16 protein-coding genes are annotated in these 15,857 nt (G+C 66.0%); 4 read left to right on the top strand and 12 right to left on the bottom strand.

The window, feature by feature from the left end:
- Positions 1-59: 59 nt before the first annotated feature.
- From purF to HNQ08_RS18700, 8 genes are all read right to left on the bottom strand, one after another.
- A complete protein-coding gene (gene purF / locus HNQ08_RS18735) occupies positions 60-1,508 on the bottom strand; it encodes an amidophosphoribosyltransferase (RefSeq protein ID WP_184135559.1) in 1,449 nt (482 codons plus the stop codon).
- Positions 1,505-3,739: a phosphoribosylformylglycinamidine synthase subunit PurL gene (gene purL, locus HNQ08_RS18730; RefSeq protein ID WP_184135556.1), complete on the bottom strand. Its 2,235-nt coding sequence runs from the start codon at positions 3,737-3,739 to the stop codon at positions 1,505-1,507. The genes purF and purL overlap by 4 nt, the downstream gene beginning before the upstream one ends.
- A gap of 61 nt (positions 3,740-3,800) precedes the next feature.
- A complete protein-coding gene (locus HNQ08_RS18725; RefSeq protein ID WP_184135554.1) occupies positions 3,801-4,271 on the bottom strand; it encodes a DinB family protein in 471 nt (156 codons plus the stop codon).
- The gene (purQ, locus tag HNQ08_RS18720; protein ID WP_184135552.1) at positions 4,268-4,936 is read right to left on the bottom strand and encodes a phosphoribosylformylglycinamidine synthase subunit PurQ; all 669 of its coding nucleotides are present in this window, start codon (positions 4,934-4,936) and stop codon (positions 4,268-4,270) included. Before purQ ends, HNQ08_RS18725 begins: the two co-directional genes overlap by 4 nt.
- Positions 4,933-5,304, bottom strand: a complete 372-nt coding sequence (locus HNQ08_RS18715; protein WP_184135549.1) for a cupin domain-containing protein — start codon at positions 5,302-5,304, stop codon at positions 4,933-4,935. Before HNQ08_RS18715 ends, purQ begins: the two co-directional genes overlap by 4 nt.
- Positions 5,301-5,567, bottom strand: a complete 267-nt coding sequence (gene purS / locus HNQ08_RS18710) for a phosphoribosylformylglycinamidine synthase subunit PurS (protein ID WP_184135547.1) — start codon at positions 5,565-5,567, stop codon at positions 5,301-5,303. The genes HNQ08_RS18715 and purS overlap by 4 nt, the downstream gene beginning before the upstream one ends.
- 52 nt (positions 5,568-5,619) lie before the next feature.
- Positions 5,620-6,339 carry a phosphoribosylaminoimidazolesuccinocarboxamide synthase gene (gene purC / locus HNQ08_RS18705; protein WP_184135545.1) on the bottom strand — a complete coding sequence of 240 codons (720 nt, stop codon included), beginning with the start codon at positions 6,337-6,339 and terminating at the stop codon, positions 5,620-5,622.
- Between the two features lie 287 nt (positions 6,340-6,626).
- Positions 6,627-8,087 carry a DR2241 family protein gene (locus HNQ08_RS18700; protein ID WP_268240025.1) on the bottom strand — a complete coding sequence of 487 codons (1,461 nt, stop codon included), beginning with the start codon at positions 8,085-8,087 and terminating at the stop codon, positions 6,627-6,629.
- Between the two features lie 117 nt (positions 8,088-8,204).
- Here HNQ08_RS18700 and HNQ08_RS18695 point away from each other — a divergent pair, with 117 nt between their 5' ends.
- Entirely contained in the window at positions 8,205-8,636 is a 432-nt protein-coding gene (locus HNQ08_RS18695) for an EF-hand domain-containing protein (protein WP_184135540.1), read from the top strand.
- 70 nt (positions 8,637-8,706) lie between these two features.
- On the opposite strand, the gene HNQ08_RS18690 is transcribed toward HNQ08_RS18695, so the two are convergent.
- The 4 genes from HNQ08_RS18690 to HNQ08_RS18675 form a co-directional block, all read right to left on the bottom strand.
- Positions 8,707-8,859, bottom strand: a complete 153-nt coding sequence (locus tag HNQ08_RS18690; RefSeq protein ID WP_184135537.1) for a hypothetical protein — start codon at positions 8,857-8,859, stop codon at positions 8,707-8,709.
- Between the two features lie 122 nt (positions 8,860-8,981).
- Entirely contained in the window at positions 8,982-9,254 is a 273-nt protein-coding gene (locus tag HNQ08_RS18685) for an HIT family protein (protein WP_184135535.1), read from the bottom strand.
- On the bottom strand, positions 9,241-10,776 hold the full coding sequence (gene guaB, locus HNQ08_RS18680) for an IMP dehydrogenase (protein WP_229790123.1): 1,536 nt from the start codon (positions 10,774-10,776) through the stop codon (positions 9,241-9,243). The genes HNQ08_RS18685 and guaB overlap by 14 nt, the downstream gene beginning before the upstream one ends.
- Positions 10,777-10,863: 87 nt before the next feature.
- Positions 10,864-11,649 (bottom strand): enoyl-ACP reductase FabI, encoded by a 786-nt coding sequence (locus tag HNQ08_RS18675; RefSeq protein ID WP_184135533.1) that lies wholly within the window; start codon positions 11,647-11,649, stop codon positions 10,864-10,866.
- 119 nt (positions 11,650-11,768) lie between these two features.
- Here HNQ08_RS18675 and pgeF point away from each other — a divergent pair, with 119 nt between their 5' ends.
- From pgeF to HNQ08_RS18660, 3 genes are all read left to right on the top strand, one after another.
- Complete coding sequence (pgeF, locus tag HNQ08_RS18670) at positions 11,769-12,539, top strand: peptidoglycan editing factor PgeF (protein ID WP_184135531.1); 771 nt, start codon at positions 11,769-11,771, stop codon at positions 12,537-12,539.
- Positions 12,536-13,042 (top strand): YqeG family HAD IIIA-type phosphatase, encoded by a 507-nt coding sequence (locus HNQ08_RS18665; protein ID WP_184135528.1) that lies wholly within the window; start codon positions 12,536-12,538, stop codon positions 13,040-13,042. Before pgeF ends, HNQ08_RS18665 begins: the two co-directional genes overlap by 4 nt.
- Before the next feature lie 89 nt (positions 13,043-13,131).
- Positions 13,132-15,810, top strand: a complete 2,679-nt coding sequence (locus HNQ08_RS18660; RefSeq protein WP_184135526.1) for a type II/IV secretion system protein — start codon at positions 13,132-13,134, stop codon at positions 15,808-15,810.
- The last annotated feature ends 47 nt before the right edge of the window (positions 15,811-15,857 follow it).

The raw sequence follows: 15,857 nt of genomic DNA, 5'->3' as shown, positions 1-15,857 counted from the left end.
TATTGGAGAGCCGTCGTGTCAGCTGCCCCGTCCGGAGGGTGGTCAGGCCTCGCCCGGCTTCAGACTTCCAGCGCCAGCTTGTCCACGTCGTTGAGCAGCGGCGTTCCCGCCGGGTAGTTGCCGTTGAAACACGCCATGCACAGGCCCGGGCCACCCACCGCTTCGCGCAGACCGCGCTCGCTGATAAAGGCCAGGGTGTCCGCGCCGATCAACTGGCGGATTTCCTCCTGCGTGTGCGTGCTGGCGACGAGTTCCTTGCGGGCGGCGGTGTCGATGCCGTAGAAGCACGGATGGGTGATGGGCGGGCTGCACACCCGGAAATGCACTTCTGTCGCGCCCGCGTCGCGCAGCAGGTTCACGATCTGGCGCGAGGTGGTGCCGCGCACGATGGAGTCGTCCACCAGAATCACCCGGCGGCCCTGCACGGCGCTGGTGGGCGAGAGCTTCATCTTGACCTTCAGCTCGCGCGCTTCCTGCGTGGGGGCGATAAAGGTGCGGCCCGCGTAAGGATTCTTGTACAGGCCGTAGTCGAACGGAATCCCACTCGCGCGCGCGTAGCCGATGGCCGCGCCGATGCCGCTGTCGGGAACCGGGACCACGATATCCGCGTCCACTGGGAATTCGCGGGCCAGTTGCTCGCCCATGCGGATCCTGCTCTCGTGGGCGTCGATGCCGTCGAGCTGGCTGTCGCTGCGGGCAAAATAGATCCACTCGAAGGCGCAGGGGGTCGGGGCGCGTGGCTCCACCATCAGGCTGTGGAGGCCGTCCCGGTCTACCCAGACCAGTTCGCCGGGCTGCACGTCGCGGAGCAGCCGCGCTCCCACCGCGTACAGGGCGCAGGGCTCGCTGGCCAGCGCGTAGGCCCCGTCCTCGCGTTGCCCGATCACCAGGGGGCGAACCCCGTGCGGATCGCGGAAGCCGATCAGTGCGTGGCGGTTCATCAGCACGCAGGCGTAACCGCCTTTTAGGCGGCGCATGGCGGCGGCGGTGGCCTCCACCAGATCCATGTGGCTTTCCCGGGCGATCAGGTTGAGCATCACTTCACTGTCGTTGGTGGTCTGAAACAGTGCGCCCTCGCCCAGCATCTCGGCGCGCACTTCCAGCGCGTTGACAAAGTTGCCGTTGTGCGCCATGCCCAGAATGCCCTTGTTGGTGCGGGTGGTCAGTGGCTGGGCGTTGAAGCGCAGGTTGCTGCCGGTGGTGCTGTAGCGCACATGCCCGATGCTGACGCGGGCATTGGCCAGCCGCACGCTGTCCAGACGACGCTCATCGAAGACCTGCGTGACCAGTCCCAGATCCTTCTCGACGTGGAATTTCTCGCCGTCGCTGACGCACATGCCCGCTGCTTCCTGCCCCCGGTGCTGCAACGCGAACATGCCCAGATAGGTCAGCCACGCCAGATCGTTGGGGACCGGCGAGTACAGGCCAAAGACGCCGCACTCCTCGCGGGGCTTGTCGGCCCCGAAATCGTTCTCGGACAGGGCCACCAGGGAGGGGGCAAGGGTCATCCCAGGATCCCCACAAGCGGAGAGTCGTAGGCCAGGGTCAGTGCCGTGAGGTTCACGCTCAAGTGTAGGCCACGGGCCGGGGCAGCAACCGTGAGCGCGTCGCCCCCGCTGCGGCCCAGGCGAACGAAGGGTACGCCCAGCTCACGCAATTGGTTTTCAGTGGCGTCGGCGTCCTGCACGGCCACCACAACGCGGCTGTGGGCCTCGCCGAACAGCAGGGCGTCGGTGCGAACGCCGTCGGGGGCGTCTAGGGTCACGCTGGCGCCGATGCCGCCGGCCATCGCCATCTCGGCCAGGGCCACCGCCAGGCCACCCTCGGCGCAGTCGTGGGCGGTGTCGGTCAGACCCGCGCGAATCAGGGCCAGGGTGCCGTCAATGACCTTCTGCTCCAGCCCCAGATCAAGTGACGGGACACGCCCGGCCTCCAGCCCATGCACCGTTTCCAGATATTGCGAGGCCCCGATGCTGTCGGCATGCTGGCCCAGCAGGTACAGCGTCTGGCCCGCGCCCTTGAGCCCCAGCGTGGCCCGCTTTTGAATGTCCGGCAGCACGCCCACCATGCCAATCGTTGGGGTGGGATGGATGGCGACACGCTCGTCGCCCTGGGTGTACTGGTTGTACAGGCTGACGTTGCCGCCGGTGACCGGAGTGTTCAGTGCGCGGCAGGCGTCCGCGATGCCCTGTACGGCCTGCTGAAGCTGGTAGTACACCTCCGGGCGGTGAGGGTTACCGAAGTTGAGGTTATCGGTGATTGCCAGCGGGGTGGCCCCCACACAGGCCAGATTGCGCGCGGCCTCGGCAACGGCGGCAGCGGCCCCGGTATACGGATCAAGCTGAACGAAACGCGGGTTGCAGTCGGAGGTGGCGGCCACACCCATGCTAGAGCCCTTGACGCGCATCACGGCGGCATCGGCAGCGCCAGGGACCACCACAGTGTTGGTCATCACCTGATGGTCAAAGCGCTGGAAAATAGGGCGCTTGCTGGCAATGGTGGGGTGGGAGAGCAGTTCCAGCAGCACCGCGCCGGGGTCACCGGACTGAGGCACACTGGTCAAGTCACGTTCGCGGGCCACCCGGATCTCCGGGGATTCCACGCCCTCACGGGTGTACTTGGGGGCCTCATTGAGCAGGGCCACCGGTAGGTCGCAGACCACCTCGCCGCGCCAGGTCAGGCGGTAGTTGCGGTGCTCTTCCACCTGGCCGATGTTCACCACGTCCAGTTCCCACTTGGCCAGCAGGTCATACAGCTCCTGCTCGCGCCCCGGCACCGGCACCAGGATCATGCGCTCCTGCGACTCGGACAGGCACAACTCCATCGGCACCATGCCCGATTCGCGGGTGGGCACCCGGTCCAGATCCATGGTGATGCCCAGTCCGGCGCGGTAGGCCATCTCGCAGGTGCTGGACACCAGCCCCGCCGCGCCCATGTCCTGCACCCCGGCCACGACGCCAGATTCAATGGCCTCCAGGGTGGCCTCCAGCAGCAGCTTTTCCATGAAGGGGTCGCCCACCTGCACGGCGGGGCGGTCCGCCTGGGACGCGTTGCTCAGGTCGGCAGAGGCGAACACCGCGCCGCCCAGGCCATCGCGCCCGGTCTTGCTGCCGACGTAGATGATCTGGTTGCCCACCTCGCCCATCGTGCCCTTCGCCAGATCCTCGTGGCGCAGCAGGCCCAGGGCCATCACGTTGACCAGGGGGTTTTCCTGATAACTGGGGTGAAAGGTCACCTCACCGCCCACAGTGGGCACGCCAATCGCGTTGCCGTAGTGGGCGATGCCCTCCACCACACCGTTCACCAGAAAGCGGGTGCGGGGGCTGTCGGGGTTGCCGAAGCGCAGGCTGTCCAGCACGGCGAAGGGCCGCGCGCCCATCGCGAAGATGTCGCGCAGGATGCCGCCCACGCCCGTCGCCGCGCCCTGCACGGGTTCCACCGCTGAGGGATGGTTGTGCGATTCCATCTTGAAGGCCACGCCCCAGCCCTCTCCGATGTCCACCACGCCCGCGTTCTCCCCGGGGCCCTGCAGCACCTGCGGCCCGGTGGTAGGAAAGGCGCTGAACAGCGGGCGCGAGTTCTTGTAGCCGCAGTGTTCAGACCACATCGCGCCCACGATGGCGGCCTCCAGCGCATTTGGCTCGCGCCCGATGCTGGACACCAGGAGATCGTATTCGTCGGTGGACAGGCCAAACGTGGCGGCCTGGGAGCGCAGGGACTGGGGGGTAGTTTGGGTCATGAAGATTCCTTACAACGAGGGCGCGGGGCGAGAAGACTGCGTCGAGTTTCGGAGCGGAATTTCAGGCCTTCTGTCCCAGCACCACCTGGCCCCGGTGATAGGCCACATGCCGCAGATGCAGACCCACAGCGGCCAGTCTCGGGCGTTCGCCGTTCGGGGCACTGGGCGAGAAGGTCATGCCCTGCATATCGGCGTCGGTGGCGTTTTTCAGGTAAGCCACGGCCTGTTCGCCCACCGTCTCCAACCGTGCCAGGATGACGCCCTTGTCGGCGTCCTCAGCGACAGGTGCAGCCTCTGTCTGCATGGCTTTCACCCAGTCCTTGTCCTCCCAGCCCAGATAGTGGTAACTGGGCGTCCTATCGCCCAGCACCGTCAGCCGCAGCCAGTCGGCAATGTGCAGCGCGTGCCACGCGGGGCTGTGGCCCAGGCGTTCGGTGCCAAAAGCCTCGTCCGGGATGCCGTCAAGCACCGCGCGAAAGGCAGACAGTTCGGTGCGGTAGTTGTCGGCCAGAAACTCCTGAAGGCTCATCATTTGACCAGTGCTCCTTGCAGGCTCTGAAACACTCCCCGCCCGTCCTCGCCGCCCAGCAGCGCTTCCACGGCCCGCTCCGGGTGGGGCATCATGCCCAGGACGTTGCCGCGCTCATTCACGATGCCCGCGATGTCGTTGAGGCTGCCGTTGGGGTTGTCGAGGTAACGAAAGACCACGCGGCCCTCGCCCTCCAGTCGCACCACGGTCGCAGCATCGGCGTAGTAGTTGCCCTCGCCGTGCGCGATGGGGATCTCGATGGTCTGGCCCTGATCGTAGGCTGAGGTAAACGCCGTGCGGTTGTTCTCCACGCGCAGGTGGACGGGCTTGCACGCGAAATGCAGATCGCGGTTGCGGCCCAGCGCGCCCGGCAGCAGTCCGGCTTCGGTCAGCACCTGAAAGCCGTTGCAGACGCCCAGGACGTAACCACCACGCTCGGCGTGCGCCTTGATGGCCGCCATGATCGGACTGCGGGCGGCAATCGCGCCGCTTCGCAGGTGATCGCCGTAGGAAAAGCCGCCAGGGACGAAGACCAGCTCTGTTCCCGTCGGCAATCCCGCCTCGGTGTGCCACACGAACTGCGCGTCCGAATCCAGGGTCAGACGGGCGGCGTGCAGGGCGTCGGCGTCGCAGTTGGAGCCAGGAAACTGGATGACAGCGGTTTTCACAGCCGCTCCAACTGGGCCACGGTGCGTTCACTCGTGACATTGCCGGTATTCAGGGTACTGGCTGGCTCGAACATCATGATCCAGGTCTCCTCGGTTTCAGCAACGGGCAGGTGTTCCACACCGCGCGGCACGACGATCAGTTCACCCTCGTTCAGGACCGCTTCGCCATCCCGAAATTTCAGGCGGAGCACCCCCCGGACCACCATGAACAGTTCGTCCTCCTGCTCGTGCGCGTGCCACTCAAATTCACCGGCAATACGGGCAATTTTGACGTGCTGGCCGTTGAGCTCCGCGACGATCTTGGGCTGCCAGCGTTCCGTGAACTGGCCGAACTTTTCAGGCAGGTTCACTGTCTGAGGCACGCTCACGCCGTCTCCAGCGCCACTTCTTCCAGATCCCAGCGGGCGTCTTCCATGACAGGATTGCTCAGGACGTTCTGGATCATGTCGCGGAGCTGGGCTTCAACCTCGGCGCGCTCGCCGCTCAGGCGCAGCTCGATCAGTTTACCCACGCGCACGCCACTGACGTTGGCGTGTTCCAGGTGCGACAGGGCACGCTCCACGGTGCGCCCCTGCGGATCGAGAATGCTGGGTTTGAGGGTGACGTAAACGCGGGCATGGTAATGGGACATGGCAATTCCTCCAGGGGCGGCAGGTCAGGGGGTGGCAGCCTGAGCGGGTGGCTCAGCCTTCAGCGGGCGACGTCACGCGCCGCAGCATCTCCGCATACGCGTCTTCCACACCGCCCAGATCGCGCCGGAAGCGGTCCTTGTCCATCTTCTCCCCGGTCTCGGCGTCCCAGAAGCGGCAGGTGTCGGGGCTGATCTCGTCGGCCAGCAGCACGGTGCCATCGGACAGTTTGCCGAATTCCAGCTTGAAGTCGATCAGGCGCACGCCGCGCTCCAGAAAAAACGGGGTCAGGAAGTCACGGACCTTCAGGGCCAGTTCGCGCACCCGGGTCAGCTCGGTTTCGCTGGCCCAGTTCAGGGCGATGGCCGTGTCGGTGTTGATCAGGGGATCGCCCAATGCATCGGACTTGTAGCAGTATTCAACGACGGGGCGCGTCAGAGGCGTGCCTTCCTCCAGCCCCAGCTTCTTGGCAAAACTGCCCGCCGCGACGTTCCGCACGATCACCTCCACCGGAATGATGGTCACGGCCCTGACGCGCTGCTCGGTCTCGGAGAGCTTTTCGACGAAGTGGGTGGGAATGCCGGCCGCCTCCAGCATGGGGTACAGGTGCGCGGTGATGGCGTTGTTGGTGGCCCCTTTCCCCACCCACTGGCCGCGCTTCTGGGCGTTGAAGGCGGTGGCCTCGTCCTTGTACTCCACGATGTACTCGGCGGGATCGGCAGAGGCGTACACACGCTTGGCCTTGCCCTCATACTTCAGCTCGCCCCGGGTCATCGGCGGTCCTGTGCACACACAAGTAGAAATGGCGTCCCCCGCGCAGGCTCGGGGCGACGCTGGGCAGTCGCGGTCATCAACATTGCTGGACTCCATCTCCGCCTCTCTGGGCGGACTGAACGGCCCGCACACGGCAGGCCACGGCGTCTCACGGGACGCGCTTAGAGGTGATGTGCCGCCAGAGACTGGAAGCCGGAGAACAGGGTAACACCCCCGGCCGCAGGCACACGGGGGCTGTTCAGAGGAACCGGACGTCACCGGGCTGCCGGCCCGCCCTGAAGGGCAGATCAGTGGCTGTGGCCGCTCCCGCCGCCGCGTTTGCCCGCCACTTCCTCGCGAACCTCGGCCACCAGGAAAGTGCAGGCCTCGGCACAGGGAATCGCGCCGGGCACCCCGCTGAAGAAGGTCTGGGGCAGCTTGTCCCCGGCCCACAACCGGGTCCGCAGGCAACCGCTGCACACGTCGGCCGCCACCTCCTCCACCTGCGCGGGCGTGGCCTTCTGGACCCGCGCGTAGATGCCGGTCTGACGGCGGGCCGTGGTGGCCCAGGGGGTGGGGCGCAGAGTGTGGCAGGTGTGGGCGTAGGTTTCCTCGATCACGGCGGGGTACAGGTACTGCACGGCGCGCATCAGATCGCCCTCGTCCAGCACCGCCCGCCAGCCGCGCGGCATGTTTCTCAGGGTATGCACCGGACGGTGGTGGCCGCCCTCGTCGCGCCGGGTCTGGTCGCGCACCCCTTCAGGGGTGACCAGCGTCTGCAACTCATGGCCGGGGCGTCCCTCATCGAGCGCGTGCCTCAGCTCGAACATGCCGCTCTGGGGCTGCACCATGACCTCGCCGAAGCGCAGGCCCTCACGGGCGCGGTCCATGAAGGTGGTCCAGGCCGCGTCGTGGGCGCGTTCGGTGTCGCCGTCGCTGGTGCTGGCCCCCGCCGCTTCCTCGGCCAGATGCAGGATCACGTCCGCCACGGCACTGTGCGTCCCCACCGGCTTGGCGTAATACACCGTCTGCTCGCCGTGCGGATTGTCGGCAAACGTGGTGACAGGCCCCTCCAGCCCCATGTCCTCGGGGATGGTTTCCAGCGTGTGCCAGCCCTCGGAGGCGAAGAACGGCACCACCACGACACGCGGAGCTTTCACCAGCTCAGGCCACGTCCCCACCTTGGGGTCCTCATCCAGAAACAGAGCATGAACTTCGGCAAATTGACCAGTCTGCCTCAGCACTCCGGCGTTCTGGTACACGATCTTGTTGCTGTTCTCGTTGCGGGTGGTGCCGTGGCCCAGCACGATCAGGGCAGTGTCTTCCGGGCTGGCGTCGGGAAGGGCCTCGTGGGCGCGGGCCAAGATTACCTGGGACATGCTGGGATGCACGCCGTACGGCAGGGTGTAGCGCACGGTACGCCCGCCCAGCACGCGGGCCACACCCTCGGGCGGCACGGGACCCTGGTGTCCCAGGCCCATCTCACGCGGGATCACCGTTTCGGTGAAATACCCCTCCGAGATGAACATGGGAATCACCGTGACGTCCGTGCTGGCGGTGGTTTTGAGCACCTGCCGCAGGGAAGGTTCCTCTTTCCAGTAGCCCTCGACGACCTCGTCGTACAGGCCGCGTGCGCGGATCATCTCGGCGTAGCGGTACACCGCCGAGGCCGATTCGCCGTTCAGGTGGGAGCCGTGACCGATCAGGACCAGAGAGCGCATATGTCCTGCACTGTAACGCCGCGTCTGGCGCAAAAATGTCCCGTGCATTGCGGATCTGGACAGGCCGGAGGTAAGTGAGCGTGAAGTCGGGCCTCACGCCCGACCAATGCGCCGCCTTTAGCGTGAAAGGCGCTACAAACCCACCCCCATTCCAGGAGGTCCACCATGTTCTTTGACCAGACAGACCGGCACCAGCAGATGGCAAAAATTGATCCGCGCGACACCAACGGTGATGGAACCGTCAGCCCGCAGGAAGCGGCGGCGTACATCCAGGACTACATGGCCAACGCCTCTCCTGAGGAGCGCCAGCAGATCCTTAGGGACTACATCGGCGGGATGTCGCCCGAACAGCGCCAGCAGATGGGCAACGCCATCGTGAACAGTCCGGCCAATCCAGTGCAGCGCGTCAACCACGAAGATCCCAACGATCTGGCTGACGCCTACGCGCGCACCGCCCAGGCGCCCAGACAGGACAACGGCAAGAGCCCGCTGGAAGCGGCGTTCAGCGAAGGCGGCATGCTCAGCAATCCCATGGTCAAGGCAGGACTGGTGGGGCTGGCCGGCATGATCGGCAGCAGACTGCTGCGCGGCCGCTGACCCGCCTTTCCGAACCCCAAAGTGACATAACCCCACTGTTGCGTGGGGTTATTTGCTGTCTTGACAACATTTATTCCGGCACCAGGCCGACCTCCGCTCGCAAATGCTCGATGACGGCGCGGCGCACCTGTGGCGGCACAACCACGTCGCGCCATTCAAACGGCTCTCCGAAGGTGGGATCATCGAAGACCATGCCGCCGAAATGGATGGCTGGGCATAACACGGTGTGCGGTGCCAGTGAATGTGCGGATTAGGCTGACCGTTTCTGAACGGTGGGTCCGGTGCGGCCTTACGGTAGGCCCAGTTGCGTTGATACGCCATATTGATCAGCGTCGCTCCGAATGTTCACTCCAGTGCGGGTTCCAGCGCCATAACGACCATCTGGAAATCCTGCCATTCGGTGGCGGTCAGGTCCGCCATGCGGGAAACGTGGCGGCGCGTCGCCAGCAGGACACTCCCCAGGCCAGCCTGCGAGGGGTACAACACTGCCTTCCAGGCGTCCGTGAAAACCACAGTCTGCGGGTCATGCCAGGGCGGCGTGCAGGAGATGCACGTGGGGTTGAGGCGGGGCAGCAGTGGGGAGGCCGGCGCCCAGAAGTTCCCCCTACTTGCCTCCATAATTCGGCGCTTCCTTGGTGATGGTGACGCCGTGCGGATGGCTCTCGATCAGACTGGCCCCGGTAATCCGCACGAACTGGGCGTGATCGCGCAGGGCCTGCAAATCCGGCGCACCGCAGTAGCCCATGCTGCTCTTGAGGCCGCCGACGAACTGGTAAATTACCTCTCCCGCCGTACCCCGGTAGGCAATGATGCCCTCGATGCCCTCAGGGACGAATTTACGGCTGCCACTCTGGAAGTAACGGTCACTGCTGCCCTGGTCCATCGCGCCCAGACTGCCCATGCCCCGGTAGCTCTTGTAACGCCGCCCGTCGCGCAGGATGGTCTCGCCGGGGGCCTCATCGGTGCCGGCGAGCATGCTACCCATCATGACCACGCTCGCGCCCGCCGCAATGGCCTTGGGCACGTCCCCGGTCTGCTTGATGCCGCCGTCGGCAATCACCGGAATCCCGGCTTCCATGGCGGCGGCGCTGGCCTCAAAGATGGCCGTGATCTGGGGAACGCCGACGCCCGTGACGATGCGGGTGGTGCAGATCGAGCCCGGTCCAATACCCACCTTGATCGCGTCCGCCCCGGCCAGCATCAGGTCCCTGGCCCCGACACGCGTGGCGACGTTCCCGGCAATGACGTCCACGTCGAACGTGTCTTTCACCCGTGAAAGGGCGTTCAGGATGCCCTGGCTATGGCCGTGGGCGCTGTCCAGCACCAGCACGTCCACGCCCGCCCCCACCAGCGCTCCGGCCCGGTCCATCAGGTCCGCACTGACACCGATGGCCGCCGCGACGCGCAGTCGGCCCAGACTGTCCTTGGCCGCATTGGGATACTTGACGCGCTTGGTCAGGTCCTTGATGGTGATCAGCCCGCGCAGCATATTGTCGCCGTCGACCACCAGCAGTTTTTCGATACGGTGGCGTTTGAAGATGTCCTGAGCCTGCTCCAGCGTGGTGCCCACCGGGACGGTGATCAGACCCTCGCGGGTCATGACCTCCTGGACCGGGGTGGAAAGGTCATCGATAAAGCGCATGTCGCGGTTGGTGATAATGCCCAGCAGCCGCCCCGCCGGATCAGTAATCGGCACGCCGCTGATGCGGTACTCCCCCATCATGCGGTCTGCCTCACCCACCGTGGCCTGCGGCGGCAGCGTGATGGGATCGACGATCATGCCGCTTTCACTGCGCTTGACCTTGCGGACCATCTCGGCCTGCGAGTCAATGTCCATGTTCTTGTGGATCACGCCGATGCCGCCCTCGCGGGCCATCGCCACCGCCATGCCCATCTCGGTCACGGTATCCATCGCCGCGCTGACGAAAGGGATGTTCAGCCGGACGCGGCGGGTCAGCTGCGCCTCCACGTTGACCTCGTGCGGCAGTACCACTGAATGACGCGGCTGGAGCAGCACGTCATCGAAGGTGATGCCCTCCTGGCCGAACTTGTAGGCGAAACGGTCCTGCTGGCCGCCTTGATGATCGGCGGCGGCAGGTTCAAGATCGGAAACAGCCGGGGCGGCAGTGGGCGCACTCATGCCTTCAGACTACGCCCTGGGTCATGTAAGGACGGTGATCAGAGCAGCCTGCGGAGTCCGCAAGCGGCCCGACGCCCCATGGCCCGCTCAGTCCTCCTTGACCGTCATGATGCTCAGACCCGCGTCCACGTACACGGTCTGGCCGGTCACGCCGCTGCCCAGGTCCGAGAGCAGGAACAGGGCCAGCTTGCCTACCTCCTGCGAGGTGGCGTTGCGCCCGAAGGCGGCGTTGCGCGCGCCCTTGTCGTACAGGCCGCCGAAACCGGGAATGCTGCGGGCGGCAATGGTCCGCATCGGCCCGGCGCTGATGGTGTTGATGCGGATCTCGCGGGGGCCGAAGTCGGCGGCCAGGTAGCGGGTGGCGGCCTCCAGCGCCGCCTTGGCCACGCCCATCACGTTGTACTTGGGGACCACCTGCTGCGAGGCGTGATAGGTCAGGCTGACCACACTGCTGCCCTCGCGGAACAGCGGCTCGGCGTGGCGGCAGATGGCCACCAGCGAGTACGCGCTGACCTGCATTGAGGTGTTCCAGTCCTCCGGCGTGGTATCCAGAAAGCGGCCCTCCATCGCGGTGCGCGGCGCGTAGGCAATGGCGTGGACCAGGTAGTCCAGTGCGCCGAATTCCTCCTTCACGCGGGCGAACAGCGCGCTCAGGTCGTCTTCGGAAGTGGCGTCGGCCTGCTGGGTCCACACCCCTTCCTGACCGGTCAACAGCTTGTCCAGCTCACCTTTCAGGCGCTCGCCCTGGTAAGAGAACCCCACCCGGCAGCCCGCCGCGAGCAGTTGCTCGGCAATCGCCCAGCCCAGGCTGCGTCCGTTGGCCACGCCCATCACCAGGGCCGTCTTGTCTTTCAGGTCAATTTGCACGCTCATCTACAGCAGACTTTAGCGCCGCCGGACAGGCAGAGGTTGGAGCGGGTGCAAGCGGCGCGGCGCAATTGCGTCCGGCCTGCCCCCGGATGGGGGAGGAAGCAGTCAGAATCCAGTGAGACATGCGAGCCGATACTGAACAACCGATGCTGTTGACCGCGCCGCACCTGACCGCGCCGCACGCCTTCTCCACGCGTGACGGCGGCGTTTCGGTGGGCCCATACAGCGCAGCGAAGGGCGGAGGTCTGAACCTAGATGACCGCAAGGACGATGGGACCGCCGTGGGCGAGAACCGCCGCCGACTGGCCGCCGCCCTGGATTTCGGCGCGGCGCAGTTTGCCCGTTTGAATCAGGTGCACGGCACCGAGGTCATCCCCGTGAGCGGGCCGGGCGTCTGGACGGGCGACGCGCTGGTCAGCGCTACACCGGGCGTTCTGCTGGCGATTGGCACGGCGGACTGCTACCCCCTGCTGCTTGAGGATCCCGAGGCGGGCGTGCTCGGCGCGGCCCATGCGGGCTGGAAGGGAACGCTGGGGCGGATCGCCGCAAAAACCGTGGAGGCCATGAGCAGTCTGGGGGCGCGTCCTGAACGCATCCGTGCCGCCATCGGCCCCGGCATCTGCGGCGAGCGCTATGGGGTGGGGCCTGAGGTGGCTGCGAAATTTGTGGCGGCAGGCCTGGGCGATTTTGTGCAGCAGCGGGAAGGACAACCCCACCTCGATCTGGCGGGCGCGAACCGGGCCGTACTGCTGGAGGCTGGCGTCCCGGGCGAATTCATCTGGCTCAGCGGGCGCTGCTCCACCGAGACTGAGTTCTACTCGTACCGCCGCGACGCCGGAACAACCGGGCGCATGTGGGCCGTGATCGGCCTGCGAGCGGGGGCGTCAGCATGAGCCTGCTACGGCCCCACGACGTCATCGACGACATCCTGCTGATCACCCCGGAATTCCTGGCGCGGCGCGGACTGCGCGGGTTGCTGCTGGATCTGGACAATACCCTGGTGCCCTACGGCAGCTACGAGGAGGCCGCCGCCGCCGGGATGTTCCGCTGGGCACGCGAGGTACGCGATTCGGGCACCCTGCTGTACCTGCTGAGCAACGCCACCGGCCGCCGCGCCGCATTCTGGCTGGAGCGCCTGGGCTTTTCCGGCGTGGGGCTGGCGGGCAAGCCGCATCCCCACGCTTACCGCCGAGCACTGGCCGAGCTGGCGCTGCCCGCGCATCAGGTGGGCATGGTGGGCGATCAGCTGTTTACCGACGTACTGGGCGGCAATCTCAGCGGCATGCACACCATCCTGGTGCGGCCCATCATCAACAATTCGCTGCCGCATACGCGGCTGGCGCGGCAACTCGAACGCGCGGTCCTCCGGAGGTACGGGCATGACTGGAAGACCTGAGCTTTCCCCGTCCCCCCACACGCGGCGCGTACGTCCAACACACGACTTTATTCTCAACAGTTTCAATCTGCACGGCAAGGAGGGACGACATGGCACTTTCTATCGGTGACCGCCGACTGGGCGCGATTTTGCTCGAACAGGGATACGTCAACGACGGCGACCTGCAAAAGGCGCTGGTGCGTCACTCCGAGGTCGGCGGACGGCTGGCCGAGATTCTTATCGACACCGGACTGGTGGGCGAGAAGCGCATCGCCCGGGCCATCGAGGAAGCGCTGGGCATTCCGCTGGTCAACCTGCTGGCGATCACGCCCGACCCGGCGGCAGTGGCGGCGATTCCTGCCCAGACTGCCCTGAGTGTTCAGGCCATCCCGTTTGCGCTGGAGAACGGCACCCTGCGCGTGGCACTGGTGGACCCGCTGTCCAGCCTGGCTCTGGAAACGCTGGAGGACGACAGCAACCTGACCATCGAACCGTACCAGGCGCTGCGCGAACATGTGCTGTGGGCCGTGGCGCTGCATTACCCCGAACTGGGCCTGACGCCGGTCACGCCGGCGGACGCGGGCGAGGACATGCCCGGCGGCCAGATGGGCCAGGCGCTGATCACGCGCGGGCTGATCACAGACGCGCAGTTGCAGGTGGCCCTGGACGCGCAGCAGCAGACCGGCGAGCAACTGGGAACCACCCTGGTCGCCCAGAAGGCCATCACGGAAGACCAGCTCTACGAGGTGCTGGCCGAGCAGAGCGGCGTCATCTACCTGAAAAATCCACGCGACTTCCAGCCGGCCGAAGACGTGTTGGGCAGCATGCTGCGGGCCGACGCGCTGCGGCTTTCGGCGGTCCCCGTCGACGAGACCCCCGAGCATGTGGTGGTGGTCGCCACCGATCCGCGCAAACGCGAGGAGATCGCCGCGTTGGTGGGGCGGCCCATCCAGCTGATCCTGGCACGCCCCCGCGATTTGGAAGTGCTGATTGAGCGCTTCTACCCGCAGCGCGGCCGGCTGGGCGAACAGATGGTCCAGCAGGGCAGCCTGTCGCGCGCGCAACTGCGCGAGGCGCTGCAGGTCCAGGCCCGCCAGGGCAAGGTCAAGCCCCTGGGTGAGGTGATCCTGGAACTGGGCTTCGCCGATGCCAGCGAGATCGACAGCGCCCTGCAAAAGCAGAACGTGGGCGGCGGCCGCCTGGAAGATACCCTGGTGCAGTCGGGCAAGCTGTCGCCGGAGATGCTGGCGCGCTCGCTGGCTGCGCAGCTCGGTTACGAGTTTCTCGATCCGGTCCAGAACCCGCCGGACGCCAAGGTGGCGCTGCTGATCCCCGAACCCACCGCGCGCCGCTACGGCGTGGTGCCGGTTCGCTTGCAGGGCGAGTCGCTGGTGATCGCCATGAAGGACCCGCGCAACGTCTTTGCGCTGGACGATCTCAAGCTGATCACGGGGCGCGAGATTATCCCCGCCGTGATGGCCGAGAAGGACATCGTGCGGCTGATCGAGCGCTATTTCGGCAATCAGGGCATGGCGGACCTGAATCAGCGCCTGCAGGCCGAATCGCTGCAACGCGAGAAGGAATCCAAGCGCGGCGGCGACGTCGACCTGAATGCCGGCTTCGACGACAACGCGGTGGTCAAGGTGGTGGACGGCCTGATCCGTGAGGCGGCCCTGCAGGAGGCCAGCGACATCCACATTGAGCCGACGGAGAACAGCCTACGCGTGCGCTACCGCGTGGACGGTGTGCTGCGCGAGCAGAACGAACTGCCCAAGGGCGCGGCCCAGAGCATCCTGGCACGTATCAAGATCATGGGCCATCTGGACATCTCCGAGCGCCGCATTCCCCAGGACGGGCGCGTGCGCTTCAGGAAAGGCAGCATCGACATCGACCTGCGACTTTCTACCCTGCCTACCGTGTACGGCGAGAAGGCCGTGATGCGCCTGCTGCAGAAGGCCAGCAACATCCCCGAAGTCGAGCAGCTGGGCTTCAGCGACCACAACTTTCAGCGTTACCTGGACGTGATCGAGAAACCCAACGGCATCTTCCTGGTCACGGGGCCGACGGGCTCGGGCAAATCCTTTACCAGCTTCTCCACCCTCAAGCGCATTGCCAAGCCCGAGAAGAACACCACCACCATCGAGGATCCGGTCGAATACGAGATTCCAGGCATTGTCCAGTCGCAGGTCAACACGGTAGCGGGCCTGACCTTCGCCCGCGCGTTGAGGGCCTTCCTGCGTCAGGACCCCGACATCATCTTCGTGGGGGAAATCCGGGACACCGAGACGGCCAAGATTGCCGTGGAGGCCGCCCTGACCGGCCACCTGGTGCTGGCGACGCTGCACACCAATGATGCGCCCGGCGCGATCGTACGCCTGGAGGAGATGGGGGTTGAACCCTTCAACATCAGCGCCTCGGTGGTGGGCGTGCTGGCGCAGCGGCTGGTGCGCAAGGTCTGCCCCGACTGCAAGGCTCCCACCAACGCCGACCCGGATGTGCTGCGCCGGTTGGGCATCACCGAGCGTGACGTGCGCGGGGCCACGCTGATGCGCGGCGCGGGCTGTGCGCGTTGCGGTGGCACCGGCTACAAGGGCCGCATGGGCATTCACGAGCTGATGGTGGTGGACGAGCCGCTGCGTGTCGCCATCGGCTCGGGCAAGTCAGCCACGGAAATCCGCGATGTCGGTCTGGAAAAGAGCGACATGCGGACCCTGCGCAGTGACGGGATCGAGAAGGCCCTCAAAGGCCTGACCACGCTGGAAGAGGTGCTGGCGGTCACCAGCAACTAGACCCACAGTAGACCTCCCCTGTTCTTCCGCCGATCATTCCCCATCGT

Source organism: Deinococcus humi (assembly GCF_014201875.1).
Lineage (GTDB): Bacteria > Deinococcota > Deinococci > Deinococcales > Deinococcaceae > Deinococcus > Deinococcus humi.
This window is presented reverse-complemented; position numbering and strand designations above follow the sequence as displayed.

Coding starts and splice junctions, on each gene's coding strand:
- purF (WP_184135559.1), bottom strand. CDS start 1,508: ATGACCCTTGCCCCCTCCCTGGTGGCCCTGTCCGAGAACGATTTCGGG.
- purL (WP_184135556.1), bottom strand. CDS start 3,739: ATGACCCAAACTACCCCCCAGTCCCTGCGCTCCCAGGCCGCCACGTTT.
- HNQ08_RS18725 (WP_184135554.1), bottom strand. CDS start 4,271: ATGATGAGCCTTCAGGAGTTTCTGGCCGACAACTACCGCACCGAACTG.
- purS (WP_184135547.1), bottom strand. CDS start 5,567: ATGTCCCATTACCATGCCCGCGTTTACGTCACCCTCAAACCCAGCATT.
- purC (WP_184135545.1), bottom strand. CDS start 6,339: ATGACCCGGGGCGAGCTGAAGTATGAGGGCAAGGCCAAGCGTGTGTAC.
- HNQ08_RS18700 (WP_268240025.1), bottom strand. CDS start 8,087: ATGCACGGGACATTTTTGCGCCAGACGCGGCGTTACAGTGCAGGACAT.
- HNQ08_RS18695 (WP_184135540.1), top strand. CDS start 8,205: ATGTTCTTTGACCAGACAGACCGGCACCAGCAGATGGCAAAAATTGAT.
- HNQ08_RS18685 (WP_184135535.1), bottom strand. CDS start 9,254: ATGGAGGCAAGTAGGGGGAACTTCTGGGCGCCGGCCTCCCCACTGCTG.
- guaB (WP_229790123.1), bottom strand. CDS start 10,776: ATGAGTGCGCCCACTGCCGCCCCGGCTGTTTCCGATCTTGAACCTGCC.
- HNQ08_RS18675 (WP_184135533.1), bottom strand. CDS start 11,649: ATGAGCGTGCAAATTGACCTGAAAGACAAGACGGCCCTGGTGATGGGC.
- pgeF (WP_184135531.1), top strand. CDS start 11,769: ATGCGAGCCGATACTGAACAACCGATGCTGTTGACCGCGCCGCACCTG.
- HNQ08_RS18665 (WP_184135528.1), top strand. CDS start 12,536: ATGAGCCTGCTACGGCCCCACGACGTCATCGACGACATCCTGCTGATC.
- HNQ08_RS18660 (WP_184135526.1), top strand. CDS start 13,132: ATGGCACTTTCTATCGGTGACCGCCGACTGGGCGCGATTTTGCTCGAA.